This is a genomic window from Pseudomonas koreensis (assembly GCF_025447595.1).
GTDB lineage: Bacteria > Pseudomonadota > Gammaproteobacteria > Pseudomonadales > Pseudomonadaceae > Aquipseudomonas > Aquipseudomonas koreensis_H.
On record NZ_JAOEJU010000022.1, the window covers coordinates 14,076 to 34,677 of the forward strand.

Consider the following 20,602-nt stretch of genomic DNA (forward strand, 5'->3'; position numbering starts at 1 on the left):
GCGAGTTAACAATAAACTCTCAAAAGGAGCACAAAATGACTGCGCTGAACCTGACCCCCGGCCAACTGAGCCTGGCTCAACTGCGTGACGTTTATCAGAACCCGGTCAAGCTGACCCTCGACAGCAGCGCCAGTGCGCAAATCGAGGCCAGCGTGGCCTGCGTCGAGCAGATCCTCGCGGAAAACCGCACCGCCTACGGCATCAACACCGGTTTCGGCCTGCTGGCCTCGACCCGCATCGCCAGCGAAGACCTGGAAAACCTCCAGCGTTCGCTGGTGCTGTCCCACGCCGCCGGCGTCGGCCAGCCGATCAGCGATGAGCTGGTGCGTCTGATCATGGTGCTCAAGGTCAACAGCCTCAGCCGTGGTTTCTCCGGCATCCGTCGCGTGGTGATCGATGCGCTGATCGCCCTGATCAACGCCGAGGTTTACCCGCACATTCCGCTGAAAGGTTCGGTCGGTGCCTCCGGCGACCTGGCACCGCTGGCGCACATGTCGCTGGTGCTGCTGGGTGAGGGCAAGGCGCGCTACAAGGGCGAGTGGATGGAAGCGACCGAAGCGCTGAAAGTCGCCGGTCTGACGCCGCTGACGCTGGCGGCCAAAGAAGGTCTGGCGCTGCTCAATGGCACCCAGGTTTCAACCGCATTCGCTTTGCGTGGACTGTTCGAAGGCGAAGACCTGTTCGCCGGCGCACTGGCGCTGGGCGGCCTGACTGTGGAAGCGGTGCTCGGTTCGCGTTCGCCGTTCGACGCACGCATCCATGCCGCCCGTGGTCAGAAAGGCCAGATCGACGCCGCTGCCGCTTACCGCGATCTGCTCGGTGAGCGCAGCGAAGTCTCCGACTCGCACCAGAACTGCGAAAAGGTCCAGGACCCGTACTCGCTGCGTTGCCAGCCGCAAGTCATGGGCGCGTGCCTGACCCAGTTCCGTCAGGCTGCCGAAGTGCTGGCTGTCGAAGCCAACGCCGTATCCGACAACCCGTTGGTGTTTGCCGCTGAAGGCGACGTGATTTCCGGCGGCAACTTCCACGCCGAGCCGGTGGCCATGGCCGCTGACAACATGGCGTTGGCCATTGCCGAAATCGGTTCGCTGAGCGAGCGCCGTATCTCGTTGATGATGGACAAACACATGTCGCAACTGCCGCCGTTCCTGGTGGCCAACGGTGGCGTGAACTCCGGCTTCATGATCGCCCAGGTGACCGCTGCGGCCCTGGCCAGCGAGAACAAGGCGCTGTCCCATCCGCATTCGGTGGACAGCCTGCCGACCTCCGCCAACCAGGAAGACCATGTGTCGATGGCCCCGGCTGCCGGCAAGCGCCTGTGGGAAATGGCCGAGAATACGCGCGGGATTCTCGCGGTGGAATGGCTGGCGGCGGTGCAGGGTCTGGACCTGCGCAACGGCCTGAAGACCTCGGCCAAACTGGAACAGGCCCGGGGGATTCTGCGTCGCGAAGTGCCGTTCTACGAGAAGGACCGCTTCTTTGCGCCGGACATCAATGCGGCGACCGAACTGCTGGCTTCGCGGGTTCTGACTGAACTGGTTCCGGCGAAGTTGCTGCCTAGCCTGTGATGGCCTCTTCGCGAGCAAGCTCGCTCCCACAGAGGTACGAGTTTCAACTGTGGGAGCGAGCTTGCTCGCGAATCGATTTTGAACAAGACGAGGACTTGGGATGAAAACCCTCTGGCAACACTGCCACGTCGCAACCATGGCGCAAGGCGTCTACTCGATCATCGAGGATGCGGCCATCGTGACGTCCGGTGCATTCATCGAGTGGATCGGCCCGCGCAGCCAATTGCCGTCAGGCGAATACCCGGCGGTCAATGACTTGCAAGGCGCGTGGGTCACCCCTGGCCTGATCGACTGCCACACCCACACTGTGTTCGGCGGCAACCGCAGCGGCGAATTCGAGAAGCGCCTGCAAGGCGTCAGCTACGCCGAGATCGCAGCGGCCGGTGGCGGCATCGCCAGCACCGTGCGCGCCACGCGTGAAGCCTCGGAAGACGAACTGTTCGCCAGCGCCGCCAAACGCCTGAAAAGCCTGATGCGCGATGGCGTGACCACGGTCGAAATGAAATCCGGCTACGGCCTCGATCTCGCCAGCGAGCGCAAGATTTTGCGGGTCATCCGTCGCCTCGCCGCCGAGCTGCCGATCAGTGTGCGCAGCACCTGCCTGGCCGCCCACGCATTGCCACCGGAATACAAGGATCGCGCCGACGATTACATCGATCACATCTGCGCCGAGATGCTCCCGGCTCTGGCCGCCGAAGGGCTGGTGGATGCGGTGGATGCGTTCTGCGAATACCTGGCCTTCTCCCCGGAACAGGTCGAGCGGGTGTTCATCGCCGCGCAAAAACTCGGTCTGCCGGTGAAGCTGCACGCCGAGCAATTGTCGTCACTACACGGCTCCAGCCTCGCCGCGCGCTACCACGCATTGTCCGCCGATCACCTGGAGTTCATGGACGAAGCCGACGCCATTGCCATGGCGGAATCCGACACCGTCGCGGTGTTGCTGCCGGGCGCGTTCTACTTCCTGCGTGAAACCCAATTGCCGCCGATGGAAGCCCTGCGCAAACACAAAGTGAAAATCGCCATCGCCAGCGACCTCAATCCCGGCACTTCGCCGGCGCTGTCATTGCGCCTGATGCTGAACATGGCCTGCACCTGTTTCCGCATGACCCCGGAAGAAGCGCTGGCTGGCGCCACGATTCACGCGGCGCAAGCCTTGGGCATGGCCGAGACCCACGGTTCGCTGGAAGCCGGCAAGGTTGCGGATTTTGTCGCCTGGCAAATCGACCGCCCGGCGGATCTGGCGTACTGGCTGGGTGGCGAACTGGACAAACGCGTCGTGCGTCACGGCGTTGAATCAAGTCTGTAGGAGAGCGGTTGTGGATAAGGTTCTGAACTTCAAACAAGGTCGCGTGCCGCTGCTGATCAGTATGCCCCACGCCGGTGTGCGCCTGACCCCGGCGGTCGAGGCCGGATTGATCCCGGACGCGAAAAGCCTGCCGGACACCGACTGGCACATTCCGCAGCTCTACGACTTCGCCGCCGAACTGGGCGCCAGCACGCTGGCGGCCGAGTACTCGCGATTCGTCATCGACCTGAACCGGCCGTCCGACGACAAACCGCTGTACGCCGGCGCCACCACCGGTCTGTACCCGGCGACGCTGTTCGATGGCATTCCGTTGTTCAAGGAAGGCAAGGAGCCGTCGAAAGAAGAACGTGCGACGTATCTGGAGCAGATCTGGACGCCGTACCACCGCACCTTGCAGGAAGAGCTGGCGCGGCTGAAGGCCGAGTTCGGTTACGCGTTGCTGTTCGATGCGCATTCGATCCGTTCGGTGATCCCGCACCTGTTCGACGGCAAGCTGCCGGACTTCAACCTCGGCACCTTCAATGGCGCCAGTTGCGATCCACAACTGGCCACGCAGCTGGAAGCAATCTGCGCCCGTCATAACGATTACAGCCACGTGCTGAACGGACGCTTCAAGGGCGGCCACATCACCCGTCACTACGGCAACCCGGCCGAGAACATCCACGCCGTGCAACTGGAGCTGGGCCAGTGCACTTACATGGAAGAGTTCGAACCGTTCCGCTACCGCGCCGATCTGGCCGAGCCGACGCGGGTGGTACTCAAGGAGCTGCTGCAGGGCTTGCTGGCTTGGGGACAGGCAAACTATTGATTTGACGCTTAAATGATCGCGTGCCGAGCGCGATCATTCTTCCTCCGGGAAATGAGGAAGCGAACTACGTGACTCTCAGATGTCGGCTACCGTTTTTCCGTCTCAAAAGAATTACCGTCTGCCTGGAACCTGTCTTTTTCGGCAGATGACTTCTTGGAAGACTCAATAATGAAAGTAAAAGCAGCTTTAGCCCTGACGTTAAGCCTGTCGGCAATAAATGCCCAGGCACTCGAAATTGATCATTGTCCTTTGCCTGAAAACATCAAGAACACTCGAGGTGTCTTCACGGCCAACACGGTCAGCCGACAGGGACAATGGGTAGGAACCGTCTCAGCCGTCCGGGTCAAAGGCGGGGACAGTTTTTCAGCCGAGTCTGTTGCATCATTCAATGGTGCCATTTTCTACTCGACGAAACCTGGTGGGGTCAGTCGCGGCATCTTGAGTCGGTGCCTGTATTCCACTCGCGACGGAGAGAAACTGGACATGTATTACCGCCCGGAGGTTCGTCCCGAACTGGCGGTGAGATTGCTTGATCTGAAAAGCTGGAAACTTCAGCCGGAATCCAAATCAGGTTTGCAAACCTATATATGCAAAAACAAGCAACAGGGCGGCTGTGTTTTTGCGCTTATTGACTAGTGACGTCAGGTTTCCGTTTGATGGAGAGGGGCCGACAGTCGCTACCGTGCAAATCCCGGTCGCCACAGTTCGCTTTTCCCGCTCGTCTGCTGCGTAATGTTTCGGCCACGGTGCAAGAAGACACCGATCCGAACAATAACCCGCTGCCGCACGAGACGATCCCACATGAAAAAACTGTTCACTCGTTGTGCGTTAATCTTTACCGGCAGTGCGCTGCTCAGCGCCGGCGCCATGGCTTCCGATGATGCGTCCTGCAAAACCGTGCGCATGGGCGTGGTCAACTGGACCGACGTGATCGCCACCAGCGGCATGGCCGATGTGCTGCTCAACGGCCTCGGCTATGAAAGCAAACAGACCAGCGCCGTACAGCAAATCATCTTCGCCGGCATCCGCGACAAACGCCTCGATATTTTCCTCGGCTACTGGAAACCGGCGATGGACAAGAACATCGCGCCGTTCCTCGCCGCCAATCAGGTCAAGGTCATGGACAAGCCAAGCCTGGCCGACGCTCAGGCAACACTGGCGGTTCCGGATTACGTGGCGGCCGCAGGGCTGAAGACCTTCGGCGACATCGCAAAATTCAAGGATCAGCTCGGCGGCAAGATCTACGGCATCGAACCCGGCAGCGGCGCCAACACCACGATCAAGACCATGATCGAAACCAACCACTTCGGCCTGAAGGATTTCAAGATCATCGAATCCGGTGAGGCCGGCATGCTCGCCGCCGTGCAGCGGGCGGTGAACCGCAAGGAGTTCGTGGTATTCGTCGGCTGGACCCCGCACCCGATGAACATCAACATGAAAATCACCTACCTGACCGGCAGCGAAGACGTCTACGGCCCGAACGAAGGCGCCGCCACTGTTTCTACGGTCACCGCGCCGGACTACGCCGAGCGCTGCCCGAACGTCCATCGATTGCTGGAAAACCTGACCTTCACCGCCGCCCAGGAAAGCCAGTTGATGGTGCCGATCATGGAGCGCAAGACACCTCAGGAAGTGGCGAAAACCTGGCTGCGTGAACATCCCGAAGACCTGCAACGCTGGCTGGCGGGTGTCAGCAGTGTCGACGGCAAGGACGGCGTGGCCACGGTTCAGGCCAGCCTGAAAAACTGATGAGCACCTATCCACTCTCGCCGTCGATGATAGCGTTCGTCGCCAGCACCGAAGGTTTTGCCAGCGATGACAGCAGCCTCGGCGGATTGCGCAAATCCTATGACGACATGTGCCGCGCCTTCACGCCCGAACGGCCGGCGGGTCTGGAGGTGGTGGATTTCCAGTTGAGCGGGGTGGCGGTGCGCTCGTATCGTCCGCCCGTCCAGCCATCGGCCAGTGGCTGGCCGTGCGTGTTGTATCTGCACGGCGGCGGTTGGGTGGTTGGCGGGCTGGACTCCCATGACTTCATCTGCTGCGAGCTGGCCATGGTGCTCGGGGCAATGGTGGTGGCGGTGGATTATCGGCTGGCGCCGGAGCATCCGTTCCCGGCCGGTTTCGAGGATTGCCTGAGCGTGTGGCGCGCGTTGCGCAGCGGGCCGTTCTGGTTCGATCCCGGAAGGATGCTGGTGGCGGGCGACAGCGCCGGAGGCAATCTGGCGGCGGCGCTGTGCCTGGCGCTGCGCGATGCCGGCGAGCCGCTGCCGGGCGCGCAGGTCTTGATCTATCCGGGGCTGGGAGGCGACGAGCAGTTACCGTCGCGCAGCGAATGCGCCGATGCGCCGCTGCTCGCCAGCAGCGACGTCGATTGTTATCACGCCCTGTACCTGCGCGGCACCGCCAGACCGGACGCTTATGCGATGCCGTTGCTGGCCGAGGATTTCAGCGGCTTGCCCCCGGCGTGGATCGCCGTCGCGCAGTTTGATCCGCTGCGTGACGACGGCGTGTGCTACGCCGAACGGCTGAACGCAGCGGGCGTCGACGCGGCGCTGTACTTCGGCGAAGGGCTGGTTCACGGCTGCCTGCGGGCGCGGCATCAGGTCGCCGAGGTCGATCGTCTCTTTGAGAACCTGCTGGGGTTCATGGCTGACAAATTGTGACAGCGCGCGGGCATGCTCATTGACGTAAATCGGGTTTATGATGCCGGACGGCAGAATAATAGAAGTCCCCCCAGGGATGACCTCGACCCCTTACGGAGCGCGCAATGCAGACTTTGTTTCCGCAGATCAAACCTCACGCACGGCACGATCTGGCCGTCGATGACACCCATACGCTGTACGTCGACGAAAGCGGTTCACCGGAAGGTTTGCCGGTGGTGTTCATCCACGGAGGTCCCGGCGCCGGGTGCGACGCCCAGAGTCGCCGCTACTTCGATCCGAACCTGTATCGCATTGTCACCTTCGACCAGCGCGGTTGCGGTCGTTCCACGCCCCACGCCAGTCTGGAAAACAACACCACCTGGGATCTGGTCGAAGACCTCGAGCGCATTCGTAAACATCTGGGCATTGATAAATGGGTGCTGTTCGGTGGTTCCTGGGGTTCGACCCTGGCGCTGGCCTACGCGCAGACCCACCCGGAGCGTGTGCATGGTCTGATCCTGCGCGGGATCTTTCTCTGCCGTCCGCAGGAAATCGAATGGTTCTACCAGGCTGGCGCCAGCCGTCTGTTCCCCGATTACTGGCAGGACTACCTCGCGCCGATTCCGCTGGACGAGCGGGACGACCTGCTCAGTGCTTTCCACAAACGCCTGACCGGCAACGATCAGATCGCCCAGATGCACGCGGCCAAGGCCTGGTCGACCTGGGAAGGGCGCACCGCGACCCTGCGTCCGAATCCGCTGGTGGTCGACCGCTTCTCCGAGCCGCAGCGCGCCTTGTCGATCGCGCGGATCGAATGCCACTACTTCACCAACAATGCGTTCCTTGAGCCAAACCAGCTGATCCGCGACATGGGCAAGATCGCCCATCTACCGGGCGTGATCATCCATGGTCGCTACGACGTGATCTGCCCGCTCGACAACGCCTGGGAACTGCATCAGGCCTGGCCGAACAGCGAGCTCCAGGTGATCCGCGATGCCGGCCACGCTGCCTCGGAACCGGGCATCACCGATGCACTGGTGCGCGCCGCGAGCAAAATGGCCCGTCGTCTGCTCGACCTGCCGCCCGAAGAAGCATGAAGGGTCTTTTGCAGCGCGTGAAAGGCGCGCGGGTCGAAGTGGCGGGCGAGGTGGTCGGCAGTGTCGATCAGGGTTTATTGGTGCTGGTGGCGGTCGAACCCGACGACACGCCGGCCAGCGCCGACAAACTTCTGCATAAGCTGCTTAACTATCGAGTGTTCAGTGACGCCGAGGGCAAGATGAATCTGTCCCTGGCGGATGTGGGCGGCGGGTTGCTGCTGGTCTCTCAGTTCACCCTCGCTGCCGACACCAAAAGCGGGTTGCGCCCGAGTTTCTCGACCGCCGCCCCTCCGGCGCTGGGCGAAGAATTATTCGACTATCTATTAAGCAAAGCGAAACAGATGCATGGCACAGTGGCATCAGGTAGATTCGGCGCGGATATGCAGGTGCACCTGGTCAACGATGGCCCGGTAACCTTCCTGTTACAGACATGAAAGCGCTTGAAACATCTTTTTAAGGGCTTTTCGACTGAAAACAGGGAATTTTCGCGATAAATACTTTGTTACCCCTGATGCGTTGTCACGCGGGCTACTAGATAATCGCGCGCTACGGGGATCAGCGTTCGTTGGTCCATTTTGACTTAGGTAGAGACTTGTCCGGATCCGATTGGGGAATCATTTTGACCCAGCGGAGTCGGAACAATGCTCGCCAACTTGGCAAGGGTGCCCTGAAAGGTCGGTTTTTTTGTACCGAATCCCTCACAGGCACTTCATCTGGCCGTTGGTTTATTGATCTGTTTTCGGCGAGGGTTGCTCGTGATTGTTAGTCCCTGTAATGCAGCAAAATTGTCTGCCAAACGCTTGCGCAGCGCTCTGGTAGCGGGCTCGGCAGTACTCTGCCTGCTCAGCGCCGGCCAGCTTTGGGCATTCAATCTTGACGATGTGTCGGCCAAGGCCAAAGAGCTGGCCGGGCAGAAGTTCGAAGCCCCGCGCAGCAACCTGCCGAACGAATTCCGTGAAATGAAATTCGCGGACTATCAGAAGATTCGTTTCCGCACCGAAAAAGCCGAATGGGCCGACCAGAAGAACCCGTTCAAGCTGTCCTTCTATCACCAGGGCATGCACTTCGATACGCCGGTGAAAATCAACGAAATCACCGCGAACACCGTCGAAGAGATCAAATACGATCCTAGCCGTTTCGATTTCGGCGACCTGCAGTTCGATCCTAAGGCCACCGAACAACTGGGCTACGCCGGTTTCCGTGTCCTGTACCCGATCAACAAGGCTGACAAGCAAGACGAAATCATGACCATGCTGGGCGCGAGCTACTTCCGCGTCGTCGGCAAGGGTCACACCTACGGTCTGTCGGCCCGTGGCCTGGCGATCGACACCGCTCTGCCGTCCGGCGAAGAATTCCCGCGTTTTCGCGAGTTCTGGATTCAGCAGCCGAAGCCGGGTGACAAGCACCTGGTGATCTTCGCCCTGCTGGATTCGCCACGTGCGACCGGCGCCTACCGTCTGATCCTGCGTCCGGGCAGCGACACCATCGTCGACGTCAAGGGCCAGATGTACCTGCGTGACAAGGTCGGCAAGCTCGGCATCGCGCCGCTGACCAGCATGTTCCTGTTCGGCGCCAACCAGCCGTCGAAAGTGCTCAACTACCGTCGTGAACTGCACGACTCCAGCGGTCTGTCGATCCATGCCGGCAACGGCGAGTGGATCTGGCGCCCACTGAACAACCCTAAACATTTGGCTGTCAGCCAGTTCAGCGTCGAGAACCCGCGTGGTTTCGGTCTGCTGCAACGTGGCCGTGACTTCAGCCACTACGAAGACCTCGATGATCGCTACGACAAACGCCCAAGCGCCTGGATCGAGCCGAAGGGCGACTGGGGCAAAGGCACCGTCGATCTGGTCGAGATCCCGACCGCCGACGAAACCAACGACAACATCGTTGCGTTCTGGAGCCCGGAAAAACTGCCGGAGCCTGGCCAGCCGCTGGACTTCGCCTACCGCATGCACTGGACCATCGACGAAGCCGCGCTGCACGCGCCGGACAGTGCCTGGGTCAACCAGACCCTGCGTTCGACCGGTGACGTCAAGCAATCGAACCTGATCCGTCAGCCGGATGGCAGCGTTGCCTACCTGGTCGACTTCGAAGGCCCGTCCCTGGCGGCCCTGGCCCCGGATGCGGACGTTCGCAGCCAGGTCAGCGTCGGCGACAACGCCGAACTGGTCGAGAACAGCGTGCGTTACAACCCGGAAACCAAGGGCTGGCGCCTGACCCTGCGGATGAAGATCAAGGACGCGAGCAAGTCCACCGAGATGCGCGCGGCTCTGGTTCAGCCAGTGGTCACCGCTGATCTGGCCAAATCTTCGGTGCCGACGTCCAATTCGTCGGTAGCCAAAGCCGACAAGGTTGCCGCCAAGCAACAAGAGAAAGCCGACAAGGAAGCCAAGGCCGCCGAGGCCAAACAGGCCGACGCCAAGCCGGTTGCAGATGCCAAGGACAAGGCCAACAAAGACGCCAAGCAGCCAGCCGCTGCGGACGCGGCCCCAGCCACACCGGAATCGGCACCGACTGAAGAAGTCCTGACCGAGACCTGGAGCTATCAGTTGCCTGCCGATGAGTAACTCTCAAGTACAGCCAGAGACTCTGTCCGAGTACCTGGCGCATCTGCCGATGACCGACGAGCAGCGCGCGGAACTCGCGGGCTGCCAGTCCTTCAGCGAATTGCATGAACGCCTGTCGTCCAAGACCTTTGACGCACCGACCGAAGCCGCCCAGGCTTCGGTGGGCAAGCGCCTGACCCTGAGCACCGCCGAAGAGCTGGAAGACGCGGAAATGCTGGTGCTCGACGCCAGCGGCCGGGTCAGCATGAAGGCCACGCCGCCGATCCGTCGGACCAAGGTCGTGCCGGAGCCGTGGCGCACCAACATTCTGGTGCGTGGCTGGCGCCGCCTGACTGGCCGGACCAACCCGCCGCAACCGCCGAAGGACGCCAATGTGCTGCCGGCGGCGCGCTGGCGCACGGTCGGTTCGATCCGTCGCTACATTCTGCTGGTGCTGATGCTGGGTCAGACCATCGTCGCCGGCTGGTACATGAAAGGCATCATGCCGTACCAGGGCTGGTCGTTCGTCGATCTGGAAGAAGTCCTGCATCAACCGCTGCTGCAAACCGCCACGCAAGTGCTGCCGTATGCGCTGCAAACCAGCATCCTGATCATGTTCGGGATTCTGTTCTGCTGGGTGTCGGCCGGTTTCTGGACCGCGCTGATGGGCTTCCTCGAATTGCTCACCGGCCACGATAAATACCGGATCTCCGGTAAAAGTGCCGGCAACGAGCCGATTCCGAAGGATGCGCGTACCGCACTGGTGATGCCGATCTGCAACGAAGACGTGCCTCGGGTGTTCGCCGGTCTGCGTGCGACCTTCGAGTCGGTCGCCGCTACCGGTGACCTGGACCGTTTCGACTTCTTCGTCCTCAGCGACAGTAACGACACCGACATCTGCGTGGCCGAGCAGCAGGCCTGGCTGGACGTCTGCCGCGAAGCCAAGGGCTTCGGCAAGATCTTCTATCGCCGCCGTCGCCGCCGCGTCAAACGCAAGAGCGGCAACCTCGATGACTTCTGCCGTCGCTGGGGCGGTGACTACAAGTACATGGTCGTACTCGACGCCGACTCGGTAATGAGCGGCGAGTGCCTGACCAGTCTGGTGCGCCTGATGGAGGCCACTCCGGACGCCGGTATCATCCAGACCGCGCCGCGCGCTTCGGGCATGGACACGCTGTATGCACGCATGCAGCAGTTCGCCACTCGCGTTTACGGTCCGCTGTTCACTGCCGGTCTGCACTTCTGGCAGTTGGGTGAATCCCACTACTGGGGTCACAACGCGATCATCCGCATGAAGCCGTTCATCGACCACTGCGCACTGGCGCCGTTGCCGGGCAAGGGGGCGTTCTCCGGTGCGATCCTGTCTCACGACTTCGTTGAAGCTGCGCTGATGCGCCGTGCCGGCTGGGGCGTGTGGATTGCCTACGATCTGCCGGGCAGCTACGAAGAGCTGCCACCGAACCTGCTCGACGAGCTCAAGCGTGACCGTCGCTGGTGCCACGGCAACCTGATGAACTTCCGTCTGTTCCTGGTAAAAGGCATGCACCCGGTGCACCGCGCGGTGTTCCTGACCGGCGTGATGTCTTACCTGTCGGCGCCGTTGTGGTTCTTCTTCCTGGTGTTGTCGACCGCGCTGCTGGCGGTGAACACGCTGATGGAGCCGCAGTACTTCCTCGAACCGCGTCAGCTCTATCCGCTGTGGCCACAATGGCACCCGGACAAGGCGATCGCGCTGTTCTCGACGACCATCGTGCTGCTGTTCCTGCCGAAGCTGCTGAGCATCATCCTGATCTGGGCCAAGGGCGCGAAAGAGTTCGGCGGCAAGTTCAAGGTGACCCTGTCGATGCTGCTGGAGATGCTGTTCTCCATGCTGCTGGCGCCGGTGCGGATGATTTTCCACACCCGTTTCGTTCTGGCCGCGTTCCTCGGCTGGGCTGCGACCTGGAATTCGCCGCAGCGTGACGACGACTCCACGCCGTGGAGCGAAGCGGTCAAGCGTCACGGTCCGCAGACCCTGCTTGGCTTCTTCTGGGCGCTGCTGGTGATCTGGCTGAACCCGAGCTTCCTGTGGTGGCTGGTGCCGATCGTCGGTTCGCTGATGCTGTCGATTCCGGTGTCGGTGATTTCCAGCCGCGTCGGTCTGGGCCTCAAATCCCGTGACGAGAGCCTGTTCCTCATCCCCGAGGAATACAATCCGCCACAGGCGCTGCTGGCCACTGATCAGTACACCCACGAAAACCGCTGGCACGCGCTGAACGACGGCTTCGTCCGCGCCGTGGTCGATCCACAGCAGAACGCCTTGGCGTGCTCGCTGGCGACCTCGCGTCACGGTGAGGCCGAGCCGATCGAATGGCTGCGTCAGGAACGTGTGCGTCACGCGATCAAGGTCGGCCCGGCCGGGCTGAACAATCATGATCGTCTGCAACTGCTGAGCGATCCAGTCGCCCTGGCCCGTCTGCACGAGCAGGTGTGGGCCGAAGGCCACGCCGAGTGGCTGGACGCATGGCGGGCTTCGGTGAAAGCCGATCCTCATGCGCCGCTGCTGCCGCTCAAGCCTGTGAGCTTGCAGGCGCAGCCGGCCTGATGAAGAAACCCCGCGAAAGCGGGGTTTTTTTTGCCTGCCGATTACCGTCGCGGATCACGCGTTCCCACGCTCTGCGTGAGAATGCAGCCCGGGACGCTCTGCGTCCCGTCCGGCAACAACCGATCAAAAAACCTTGTGCAAACGGACGAGTGCGTTAGCATCCGTCCCCGAATTGGCGCACCCGGACAATCTTGTCCATTTCTGTCGGTTTTCGCGCCGCAAACGCAATGGTTTTGGGGACTTGAAGATGAAGAAGTATCTGTCGATGCTGCTGGTCGGCGTCACGGCACTGGTTGCAGTCAATGCGGCGCAGGCCGGCGCAATCGATGACGCGGTCAAGCGCGGCTCGTTGAAAGTCGGCATGGATCCGACCTACATGCCGTTCGAAATGACCAACAAGCGCGGCGAAATCATCGGTTTCGAAGTCGACATCCTCAAAGCCATGACCAAGGCCATGGGCGTCAAGCTGGAGCTGGTCTCCACCGGCTACGACGGGATCATCCCGGCACTGATGACCGACAAGTTCGACATGATCGGCAGCGGCATGACCCTGACCCAGGAACGCAACCTGCGCCTGAACTTCAGCGAACCGTTCATCGTGGTCGGCCAGACCCTGCTGATCCGCAAGGAGCTGGAAGGCACCATCAAGTCCTATAAAGACCTGAACACCGCCGACTACCGCATCACCTCCAAGCTCGGCACCACCGGCGAGATGGTCGCCAAGAAGCTGATCTCCAAGGCCAAGTACCACGGCTACGACAACGAGCAGGAAGCCGTACTCGACGTGGTCAACGGCAAGGCTGATGCCTTCATCTACGATGCGCCGTACAACGTGGTCGCGGTGAACAAGGTCGGCGCCGGCAAACTGGTGTTCCTCGACAAGCCATTTACCTACGAGCCGCTGGCCTTCGGTCTGAAGAAGGGTGACTACGACAGCATCAACTTCATCAACAACTTCCTGCACCAGATCCACGAAGACGGCACCTACGATCGCATCCATGACAAGTGGTTCAAGAGCACCGAGTGGCTCAAGGACATGGAATAACTCGGTCATATAGACCGAGTCGCCCCATTCGCGAGCAAGCTCGCTCCCACATTGGAATGCGTTCCCCTGTGGGAGCGAGCTTGCTCGCGAAGAGGCCTTCCTGGCGACACAACTTTCGGATTTCGCTAAACCCATGAAACAGAAAAAAGCCCAATGGCCCTGGCACGTCCTGACCGTGCTGGTGCTGGTCGGCCTGGCCGGCGCGCTGTATTACGCCACGTCGCTGATGTCCTACGAATGGCGCTGGAACCGCGTGCCGCAGTACTTCGCCTATCAGGCCGAGGAAACCCAGCGCGCGACCGACATTTCCACCGTCAGCGAGCTGGTGCGCAAAGGTGGCAGCGCGCAGGTCACCCTGCGCAACGATGCCGGTGACGAGCAGCACCTGACCGTCGACGAAAACAGCCTGCAATTCGCTCAGGGCGACGATGTGGCCGAAGGCGACGTCGTGGGCGTGACGCGGCATTGGGCGGCAGGTCCGCTGTTGTGGGGCCTGTGGACCACACTTTGGCTGTCGGTGGTGTCTGGGGTGCTGGGCCTGCTGATCGGTCTGGCCACCGGGCTGTGCCGGCTGTCGAGCAACCCGACCCTGCGCGACCTGTCGACGATCTACGTCGAACTGGTGCGCGGCACACCGCTGCTGGTGCAGATCTTCATTTTCTATTTCTTCATCGGCACGGTGATGAACCTGTCCCGGGAGTTCGCCGGGATCGCCGCGCTGTCGCTGTTCACCGGCGCTTACGTGGCGGAAATCATCCGTTCCGGCGTGCAGTCGATTGCCCGCGGGCAGAACGAAGCAGCGCGTTCGTTGGGACTGAGCGCCGGCCAGTCGATGCGTCATGTGGTGCTGCCGCAAGCGTTCAAGCGTGTGCTGCCGCCGCTGGCCGGGCAGTTCATCAGTCTGGTCAAAGACACTTCGCTGGTGTCGGTGATCGCCATCACCGAGCTGCTGAAAAGCGGCCGTGAAGTCATCACCACGTCGTTCTCGCCGTTCGAGATCCTGTTCTGCGTCGCCGGCCTGTACCTGTTGATCAACCTGCCGCTGTCGAAAATCGCCAGCCGGCTTGAGCGGAGGCTCGCGCAAAGTGATTGAAGTCCGCGATCTGGTAAAAGTCTTCGACACCCGTGGGCAAGTGGTCCGGGCTGTGGATAACGTCAGCACGTCTGTCGCCAAGGGTGAAGTGCTGGTGGTGATCGGCCCGTCCGGTTCCGGCAAGTCGACCTTCCTGCGTTGTCTCAATGGACTGGAAGCGTTCGATTCCGGCTCGGTGAGCATCGACGGCCTGCAACTGGCTGACCCGAAAACCGACGTCAACGCTTACCGCCGCGAAGTCGGCATGGTGTTCCAGCATTTCAATCTGTTCCCGCACATGACCGTGCTGGAAAACCTGTGCCTGGCGCAGAAAGTCGTGCGCAAGCGCGGCCAGAAGGAAAGCGAAGCCAAGGCTTTGGCATTGCTGGAAAAGGTCGGCATCGCCCAGAAGGCCCGCGAATACCCGTCGCGTCTGTCCGGCGGTCAGCAGCAGCGCGTGGCGATTGCCCGGGCGTTGGCGATGGACCCCAAGGTCATGCTGTTCGACGAACCGACCTCGGCCCTCGACCCGGAAATGGTCGGTGAAGTGCTGGACGTGATGAAGAACCTGGCCGTGGAAGGCATGACCATGGTCTGCGTGACCCACGAAATGGGCTTCGCTCGGGAAGTGGCGGATCGGGTGCTGTTCTTCGATCACGGCAAACTGCTGGAAGACGCCTCGCCGTCGGCGTTCTTCGATGCGCCGAAGGATCCGCGAGCCCAGGCGTTCCTGCGGCAAGTCCTCTAGTCTTCAGCGCCTGATCAAGCGCTTTCGCGAGCAAGCTCGCTCCCACATTGGAATGCATCTCTGTGGGAGCGAGCTTGCTCGCGAAGGCATCACCTCGGTCCCAAGCGAACCGAGGCAGATGAATCACCTCAAACCTTGAACCGTCCCACCAGCGTTTGCAGGTGAGTGCCCAAACGCGCCAGCTCGACGCTGGAGGCCGCCGTCTCTTCACTGGCCGCCGAGGTCTGGTCCGAGACATCCCGCACGTTCAGCACGCTGCGGTTGATCTCTTCGGCCACGGCGCTCTGCTGCTCGGCCGCCGCTGCAATCTGCTGGTTCATCGCCTGAATCGCCGAAACGGTGCGGGTGATGCTTTCCAGCGAACCACCGGCGCGACGGGTCAGCTCGACGCTGCTGTCGGTCAGGGTGCGGCTGTTGTCCATGATCGTCGCCACTTGCTGGGTGCCGTTCTGCAGGCCGACGATCAGTTCTTCGATCTCTTCGGTGGACTTCTGGGTGCGTTGCGCGAGGCTGCGGACTTCGTCGGCAACCACCGCGAAACCACGTCCGGCTTCACCGGCTCGGGCGGCCTCGATGGCGGCGTTGAGGGCCAGCAGGTTGGTTTGCTGGGCCACGGACTTGATCACGTCGAGCACGCTGCCGATCTTGTCGCTTTCGCGCTTGAGCTCGCCCATGGCCTCGGTGGAATGGCCGACTTCGGCAGCCAGACGTTCGATCTGGGCGATGGCCTCGCCAACTACCTTGTCACCCTCACGGGCCTGCTGGTCGGCGGCGACTGCTGCTTCCGAAGCTTCCTCGGCGTTGCGCGCGACTTCCTGCACGGTGGCGGCCATTTCGTTCATGGCGGTCGCGACCTGGTCGGTCTCGACTTTCTGATTGTTCACGCCGGCGCTGGTCTGCTCCGTAACGGCGGACAGTTCTTCGGCAGCGCTGGCGATCTGGGTCACGCCGTCGCTGATCCCGCCGATCAATTCGCGCAGGCCCTGAGTCATGCTCTGCATCGAGCGTTGCAGCTGACCAAGTTCGTCGCGGCGCAGGGATACCAGATTGTGGGTCAGATCACCGGCAGCCACGCGCTCGGCGACTTTCAGGGTTTGCTCCAGCGGGATAATGATCTGGCGGGTGATCGCCCAGGCAGCGAGCAGACCGAAGGCCACGGCCAGCAGGGTGGCGATCAGCAGCTTGCTTTTCGCGCTGGCGGCATCGGTGTCACGGACGATGGTTTGGGATTCGGTAAGCTTCTTGCTGACGTCGATGAGGATGTCGCCCTGAGCCGACATGCGCGCGGCGGCCTTGGCGTTGTTGACCTGCGAGTCGCGGAACTGGGCAACCGCTGCGCGATAGGCTTTGATCGAGTCGGTGGCCTGTTGCAGATTGGCGATGTGCTGTTCGGGTAATTTTGCCGGCAGGCTGTCGAGGTTTTTCAGGGCGTTGTCGATGGCATCCAGCGCCGGTTGCTCGGCCTCGGCCTTGCCGCTGTAGGTGTAGCCGCGCACCTGATAGCGCGCTTGTTGCAGCAGTTTGCTCAGTTCGATCACGCTGTTGAATTGCGCGACGCTGTCACCTGCGAGCATTGATTTTTCCACTTCCGCGACTTTCGCCACGGCGTTGTCGGCACTTGCGCCGAGCTTGCTGCGGGCATCTTCACGCTGCACGGTGGCCTGGGTCATGTCGCCAAAGGCGCGCTTGTACTCGGCGACCGCCGCCAGTTGCTGATCGATCATGGCCACGTCGGACGGTTGCTCGATCATGCCGCGGGCGCTTTGCAGGCCGCTGTCGAGTTTGCCGAGCAGGTCGTTGACCGCGCCGGGGCCCTGTTCGCCACGGCGGGCTTCATAGTCCAGGCGCGCCAGACGCAGGTCTTTGGTCAGCTCGTTGAGGCTGGAGATGAACCCGAGCTTGTCGCCCCGACTGATGATGCCGCTCATGCCGGTCCAGCCGGTAAAAGTGATCAACAGCGTCAGCAGCAGCACCAGGCCGAAACCGATGCCCAACTTGCGTTTGACGCTGACGTTTCCAAGATTCTCGGCTAACCAACGGTACATGCGACGACTCCCCTCGGACCACTAATTGGACTTATGGAGAGTGTATCGGCCGCATGATGGCAATCTGTAACGCGATTTGTCTGGCGAAGGGCTTTTAGAACAGCCGGGCGAGCAGCGCGGTGACGGCGGTTTCGACCCGCAGAATGCGGTCGCCCAGTTGCACCGGTTGCAGCCCGGCCTTGGCCAGCAGATCGATTTCGTAAGGAATCCAGCCACCCTCGGGGCCGATCGCCAGGGTCACCGGTTCGTTGAGAGCACGGGGGCAGGGCGGGAAGTTGCCCGGATGGCCGACCAGACCGAGGGTGCCGTCGGTGATGGCCGGCAGGCGGTCTTCGACGAACGGCTTGAAGCGCTTCTCGATGATGATTTCCGGTAGCACGGTATCCCGAGCCTGTTCGAGTCCGAGGATCAATTGTTCGCGGATCGCTTCCGGTTCGAGGAACGGCGTCTGCCAGAAGCTTTTCTCGACGCGATAGCTGTTGACCAGAATCACCTTCGACACGCCCATGGTCGCCACGGTCTGGAACACCCGGCGCAGCATCTTCGGACGGGGCAGGGCGAGTACCAGGGTCAGCGGCAGTTTGGCCGGCGGCGGTTGATCGAGGGTGACGCGCAGTTCGGCTTCACCCGCGTCCAGGCGCAGCAGCTCGGCCGAGCCCATCAACCCGTTGATGCGCCCGACCCGCAGGCTGTCGCCGACTTCAGAGCGGTGGACTTCCTGCATGTGGGTCAGGCGCCGATCGCGCAGCACGACGCGGTCGGCCGCGATGAAGTCGGCCTCTTCGAGCAGCAGCAGGTTCATGGCTGAGTCGCTGGCGGCTGGTCGTTGTGATCGTCGGCGGTTTCTTCCGGGCGCTCGCGCTTGCTGACCAGACTGCCGAACAGGATGCCGACTTCGAACAGCATCCACATCGGCACGGCCAGCAGGGTCTGGGAGAAGATGTCCGGCGGGGTCAGGATCATGCCGACCACGAAGCAGCCGATGATCACGTACGGACGGATCTTCTTCAGGTATTTGACGTCGACCACGCCGATCCACACCAGCAGCACCACGGCCACCGGGATTTCGAACGCCACGCCGAAGGCGAAGAACAGCGTCATGACGAAATCGAGGTAACTGGTGATGTCGGTCATCATTTCCACGCCGGCCGGGGTGGCCGAGGCGAAGAACTTGAAGATCAGCGGGAACACGAAGAAGTAGGCGAACGCCATGCCGGTGTAGAACAGCAGGATGCTGGAGATCAGCAACGGCACAGCAACGCGCTTTTCATGCTTATACAGGCCCGGCGCGATGAAGCCCCAGATCTGATGCAGGATCACTGGAATCGCCAGGAACAGCGAGACCATCATCGTCAGCTTCAGCGGCGTCAGGAACGGCGACGACACGTCGGTGGCGATCATCGTCGCGCCGGCCGGCAGGTACTGGCGCAGCGGCGTCGAGACGAAGGTGTAGATCTGCTGGGTGAAGGCAAACAGCCCGGCGAAGATGATGAAGATCGCCGCGACGCAACGCAGCAGGCGGGTGCGCAACTCGGTGAGGTGCGAAACCAGCGGCATGTGCTGGTCGTTTTCGGGGAGATCGCTCATGGGGCTCGCGGCGGCAATGTTGGGTCGTGAGGTGCCGGCGTGGTTGGCGCGGCGGCTGGAGCAACGGGTTCGATCGGTTTCATGCCCGGAGCAGTTTCAGCGGCGGCGGCAGAGACGTGTTCGACGCTCGCCGGTGCATGAATCGTTTGCTCTGCGACAGGCGGCATTGGCGTCTGGTCTGCCGCCGGCTGCACTGGCGTCGGCTCCTGCTGAACCGGTGGCGTGAAGATCTTCCGCGCCTCCTGCTCCAGCGACAGGATATGTTCGTTGTGCAGTTGCCGACGGATTTCGTCGGCACCGATTTCACGCTCAACTTCCTGTTTGATCGCGTTGAAGCTGCGCTTCAGCCGTCCGACCCACAGGCCGGCGGTGCGCGCAGCACCCGGCAGACGCTCGGGACCCAGCACCAGCAGGGCAACGAGGCCGACGAGCAGCAGTTCAGAGAAGCTGATACCAAACATTAGTCAGTGCTCACACGTCTTTGCGGATCGGCTCTTCGACTTTCTGCGCCTGCACGTCGATGGTGTGCGGCGGGTTGGCCTGAGCGGTGGCTTGCGGCTGAACCGGTGGCACCGGTTGCGCAGGCGTGACGGTCGGATCGGCCGGTTTTTCGTCGTCGTTCATGGCTTTACGGAAGCCCTTGATCGATTCGCCAACGTCGGTGCCGAGGTTTTTCAGTTTCTTGGTACCGAACACCAGTACCACGACCACCAGGATGACGATCCAGTGTTTCCAGTCAAAAATGCCCATGTTGCTGTTCCTCTCTAATAGTTGTTCAGGCGGACGGACGCGAGGCTTTCTCGACGTGTCCGGACAGGCCGAAACGGCGATCCAGTTCATCCAGCACTGCCTGCGGATGCTGCCCCAGCTGGGCAAGCATGACCATGCTGTGGAACCACAGGTCGGCGGTCTCGTAGATCACGTCGCTGCAGTCGCCGCTGACGGCGGCGTCCTTGGCGGCAATGATCGTTTCGACCGATTCTTCGCCGACTTTCTCCAGAATCTTGTTCAGACCCTTGTGATACAGGCTGGCGACATACGAGCTGTCGGCGGCTGCGCCTTTGCGCTCTTCCAGCACCTGAGCAAGGCGGGTCAGGGTGTCACTCATGTTTGTGTCCTGCGGAGTAAATAGCGTGCGGGTCTTTCAGGACCGGGTCGACCGTTTTCCAGTCGCCGTTTTCGAAGACGCGGTAGAAGCAGCTTTGACGGCCGGTATGGCAAGCGATGTCGCCGATCTGTTCGACCATCAGGATGATGACGTCGGCGTCGCAGTCCAGACGCATTTCATGCAGCGTCTGTACGTGGCCGGACTCTTCGCCCTTGCGCCACAGCTTGCCACGGGAACGTGACCAATAGATGGCACGGTTTTCCGCCGCGGTCAGCTCCAGGGCTTCGCGGTTCATCCAGGCCATCATCAATACGCGTCCGGTCTTGTGATCCTGGGCAATCGCCGGCACCAGGCCATCGGCGTCCCACTTGATCTCGTCCAGCCAGTTTTTCATCTTCGACTCCGACAGCGAACCCACACTTCAATAGTCGGGTTCAGGC

At 61.6% G+C, this 20,602-nt stretch carries 20 protein-coding genes and 1 pseudogene; 13 read left to right on the plus strand and 8 right to left on the minus strand.

Features of this window, described 5'->3' with window-relative positions; genetic code table 11:
• Window positions 1-35: 35 nt before the first annotated feature.
• The 13 genes from hutH (at window position 36) to N8H71_RS22670 (ending at window position 15,422) form a co-directional block, all read left to right on the plus strand.
• Window positions 36-1,568 (plus strand): histidine ammonia-lyase, encoded by a 1,533-nt coding sequence (gene hutH, locus N8H71_RS22610; RefSeq protein ID WP_262195749.1) that lies wholly within the window; start codon window positions 36-38, stop codon window positions 1,566-1,568.
• A gap of 100 nt (window positions 1,569-1,668) precedes the next feature.
• The gene (hutI, locus tag N8H71_RS22615; RefSeq protein ID WP_262195750.1) at window positions 1,669-2,874 is read left to right on the plus strand and encodes an imidazolonepropionase; all 1,206 of its coding nucleotides are present in this window, start codon (window positions 1,669-1,671) and stop codon (window positions 2,872-2,874) included.
• Window positions 2,875-2,884: 10 nt separating this feature from the next.
• A complete protein-coding gene (gene hutG, locus N8H71_RS22620; protein WP_262195751.1) occupies window positions 2,885-3,682 on the plus strand; it encodes an N-formylglutamate deformylase in 798 nt (265 codons plus the stop codon).
• 168 nt (window positions 3,683-3,850) lie between these two features.
• On the plus strand, window positions 3,851-4,318 hold the full coding sequence (locus tag N8H71_RS22625; protein ID WP_262195752.1) for a DUF3757 domain-containing protein: 468 nt from the start codon (window positions 3,851-3,853) through the stop codon (window positions 4,316-4,318).
• A 165-nt stretch (window positions 4,319-4,483) separates the two neighbouring features.
• Window positions 4,484-5,431 carry a choline ABC transporter substrate-binding protein gene (locus tag N8H71_RS22630; RefSeq protein ID WP_262195753.1) on the plus strand — a complete coding sequence of 316 codons (948 nt, stop codon included), beginning with the start codon at window positions 4,484-4,486 and terminating at the stop codon, window positions 5,429-5,431.
• Complete coding sequence (locus tag N8H71_RS22635; protein WP_262195754.1) at window positions 5,431-6,348, plus strand: alpha/beta hydrolase; 918 nt, start codon at window positions 5,431-5,433, stop codon at window positions 6,346-6,348. Before N8H71_RS22630 ends, N8H71_RS22635 begins: the two co-directional genes overlap by 1 nt.
• 104 nt (window positions 6,349-6,452) lie before the next feature.
• The gene (gene pip, locus N8H71_RS22640) at window positions 6,453-7,424 is read left to right on the plus strand and encodes a prolyl aminopeptidase (RefSeq protein WP_007952436.1); all 972 of its coding nucleotides are present in this window, start codon (window positions 6,453-6,455) and stop codon (window positions 7,422-7,424) included.
• The gene (gene dtd, locus N8H71_RS22645) at window positions 7,421-7,858 is read left to right on the plus strand and encodes a D-aminoacyl-tRNA deacylase (protein WP_064592873.1); all 438 of its coding nucleotides are present in this window, start codon (window positions 7,421-7,423) and stop codon (window positions 7,856-7,858) included. The genes pip and dtd overlap by 4 nt, the downstream gene beginning before the upstream one ends.
• 321 nt (window positions 7,859-8,179) lie before the next feature.
• Window positions 8,180-9,994 (plus strand): glucan biosynthesis protein G, encoded by a 1,815-nt coding sequence (locus tag N8H71_RS22650; RefSeq protein WP_085608516.1) that lies wholly within the window; start codon window positions 8,180-8,182, stop codon window positions 9,992-9,994.
• Window positions 9,987-12,557: a glucans biosynthesis glucosyltransferase MdoH gene (gene mdoH, locus N8H71_RS22655; protein ID WP_262195755.1), complete on the plus strand. Its 2,571-nt coding sequence runs from the start codon at window positions 9,987-9,989 to the stop codon at window positions 12,555-12,557. Before N8H71_RS22650 ends, mdoH begins: the two co-directional genes overlap by 8 nt.
• 247 nt (window positions 12,558-12,804) lie before the next feature.
• Window positions 12,805-13,602, plus strand: a complete 798-nt coding sequence (locus tag N8H71_RS22660; protein ID WP_039772466.1) for a transporter substrate-binding domain-containing protein — start codon at window positions 12,805-12,807, stop codon at window positions 13,600-13,602.
• 133 nt (window positions 13,603-13,735) lie between these two features.
• Window positions 13,736-14,695 carry an amino acid ABC transporter permease gene (locus N8H71_RS22665; RefSeq protein ID WP_007952431.1) on the plus strand — a complete coding sequence of 320 codons (960 nt, stop codon included), beginning with the start codon at window positions 13,736-13,738 and terminating at the stop codon, window positions 14,693-14,695.
• A complete protein-coding gene (locus N8H71_RS22670; protein WP_262195756.1) occupies window positions 14,688-15,422 on the plus strand; it encodes an amino acid ABC transporter ATP-binding protein in 735 nt (244 codons plus the stop codon). The genes N8H71_RS22665 and N8H71_RS22670 overlap by 8 nt, the downstream gene beginning before the upstream one ends.
• Window positions 15,423-15,550: 128 nt before the next feature.
• Here N8H71_RS22670 and N8H71_RS28950 read toward each other — a convergent pair whose 3' ends face one another.
• From N8H71_RS28950 to hisI, 8 genes and pseudogenes are all read right to left on the minus strand, one after another.
• Window positions 15,551-16,423, minus strand: a complete 873-nt coding sequence (locus N8H71_RS28950; RefSeq protein ID WP_371807397.1) for a methyl-accepting chemotaxis protein — start codon at window positions 16,421-16,423, stop codon at window positions 15,551-15,553.
• Window positions 16,406-17,467, minus strand: a pseudogene (locus tag N8H71_RS28955) (methyl-accepting chemotaxis protein); the annotation flags it as partial. The pseudogene N8H71_RS28955 and the gene N8H71_RS28950, both read right to left, overlap by 18 nt.
• A 94-nt stretch (window positions 17,468-17,561) precedes the next feature.
• On the minus strand, window positions 17,562-18,269 hold the full coding sequence (locus N8H71_RS22680) for a 16S rRNA (uracil(1498)-N(3))-methyltransferase (protein ID WP_262195758.1): 708 nt from the start codon (window positions 18,267-18,269) through the stop codon (window positions 17,562-17,564).
• Window positions 18,266-19,054, minus strand: coding sequence for a twin-arginine translocase subunit TatC (gene tatC, locus N8H71_RS22685; RefSeq protein WP_279309681.1), 789 nt, complete (start codon window positions 19,052-19,054; stop codon window positions 18,266-18,268). The genes N8H71_RS22680 and tatC overlap by 4 nt, the downstream gene beginning before the upstream one ends.
• On the minus strand, window positions 19,051-19,515 hold the full coding sequence (gene tatB, locus N8H71_RS22690) for a Sec-independent protein translocase protein TatB (RefSeq protein ID WP_262195759.1): 465 nt from the start codon (window positions 19,513-19,515) through the stop codon (window positions 19,051-19,053). Before tatB ends, tatC begins: the two co-directional genes overlap by 4 nt.
• Before the next feature lie 10 nt (window positions 19,516-19,525).
• Complete coding sequence (locus N8H71_RS22695) at window positions 19,526-19,804, minus strand: twin-arginine translocase TatA/TatE family subunit (RefSeq protein ID WP_007952423.1); 279 nt, start codon at window positions 19,802-19,804, stop codon at window positions 19,526-19,528.
• A 25-nt stretch (window positions 19,805-19,829) separates the two neighbouring features.
• The gene (locus N8H71_RS22700; RefSeq protein ID WP_007952422.1) at window positions 19,830-20,162 is read right to left on the minus strand and encodes a phosphoribosyl-ATP diphosphatase; all 333 of its coding nucleotides are present in this window, start codon (window positions 20,160-20,162) and stop codon (window positions 19,830-19,832) included.
• Window positions 20,155-20,556 (minus strand): phosphoribosyl-AMP cyclohydrolase, encoded by a 402-nt coding sequence (hisI, locus tag N8H71_RS22705; RefSeq protein ID WP_007909357.1) that lies wholly within the window; start codon window positions 20,554-20,556, stop codon window positions 20,155-20,157. Before hisI ends, N8H71_RS22700 begins: the two co-directional genes overlap by 8 nt.
• Window positions 20,557-20,602: the final 46 nt, after the last annotated feature.

Bases quoted from the DNA above. Each gene is read 5' to 3' on its own strand.
- N8H71_RS22665 (WP_007952431.1), top strand. From the start codon at position 13,736: ATGAAACAGAAAAAAGCCCAATGGCCCTGGCACGTCCTGACCGTGCTG.
- N8H71_RS22700 (WP_007952422.1), bottom strand. From the start codon at position 20,162: ATGAGTGACACCCTGACCCGCCTTGCTCAGGTGCTGGAAGAGCGCAAA.
- hisI (WP_007909357.1), bottom strand. From the start codon at position 20,556: ATGAAAAACTGGCTGGACGAGATCAAGTGGGACGCCGATGGCCTGGTG.
- N8H71_RS22660 (WP_039772466.1), top strand. From the start codon at position 12,805: ATGAAGAAGTATCTGTCGATGCTGCTGGTCGGCGTCACGGCACTGGTT.
- N8H71_RS22680 (WP_262195758.1), bottom strand. From the start codon at position 18,269: ATGAACCTGCTGCTGCTCGAAGAGGCCGACTTCATCGCGGCCGACCGC.
- hutI (WP_262195750.1), top strand. From the start codon at position 1,669: ATGAAAACCCTCTGGCAACACTGCCACGTCGCAACCATGGCGCAAGGC.
- pip (WP_007952436.1), top strand. From the start codon at position 6,453: ATGCAGACTTTGTTTCCGCAGATCAAACCTCACGCACGGCACGATCTG.
- tatB (WP_262195759.1), bottom strand. From the start codon at position 19,515: ATGTTTGGTATCAGCTTCTCTGAACTGCTGCTCGTCGGCCTCGTTGCC.
- N8H71_RS22630 (WP_262195753.1), top strand. From the start codon at position 4,484: ATGAAAAAACTGTTCACTCGTTGTGCGTTAATCTTTACCGGCAGTGCG.
- dtd (WP_064592873.1), top strand. From the start codon at position 7,421: ATGAAGGGTCTTTTGCAGCGCGTGAAAGGCGCGCGGGTCGAAGTGGCG.
- N8H71_RS28950 (WP_371807397.1), bottom strand. From the start codon at position 16,423: ATGCAGAGCATGACTCAGGGCCTGCGCGAATTGATCGGCGGGATCAGC.
- hutH (WP_262195749.1), top strand. From the start codon at position 36: ATGACTGCGCTGAACCTGACCCCCGGCCAACTGAGCCTGGCTCAACTG.
- N8H71_RS22625 (WP_262195752.1), top strand. From the start codon at position 3,851: ATGAAAGTAAAAGCAGCTTTAGCCCTGACGTTAAGCCTGTCGGCAATA.
- N8H71_RS22695 (WP_007952423.1), bottom strand. From the start codon at position 19,804: ATGGGCATTTTTGACTGGAAACACTGGATCGTCATCCTGGTGGTCGTG.
- N8H71_RS22635 (WP_262195754.1), top strand. From the start codon at position 5,431: ATGAGCACCTATCCACTCTCGCCGTCGATGATAGCGTTCGTCGCCAGC.
- mdoH (WP_262195755.1), top strand. From the start codon at position 9,987: ATGAGTAACTCTCAAGTACAGCCAGAGACTCTGTCCGAGTACCTGGCG.
- tatC (WP_279309681.1), bottom strand. From the start codon at position 19,054: ATGAGCGATCTCCCCGAAAACGACCAGCACATGCCGCTGGTTTCGCAC.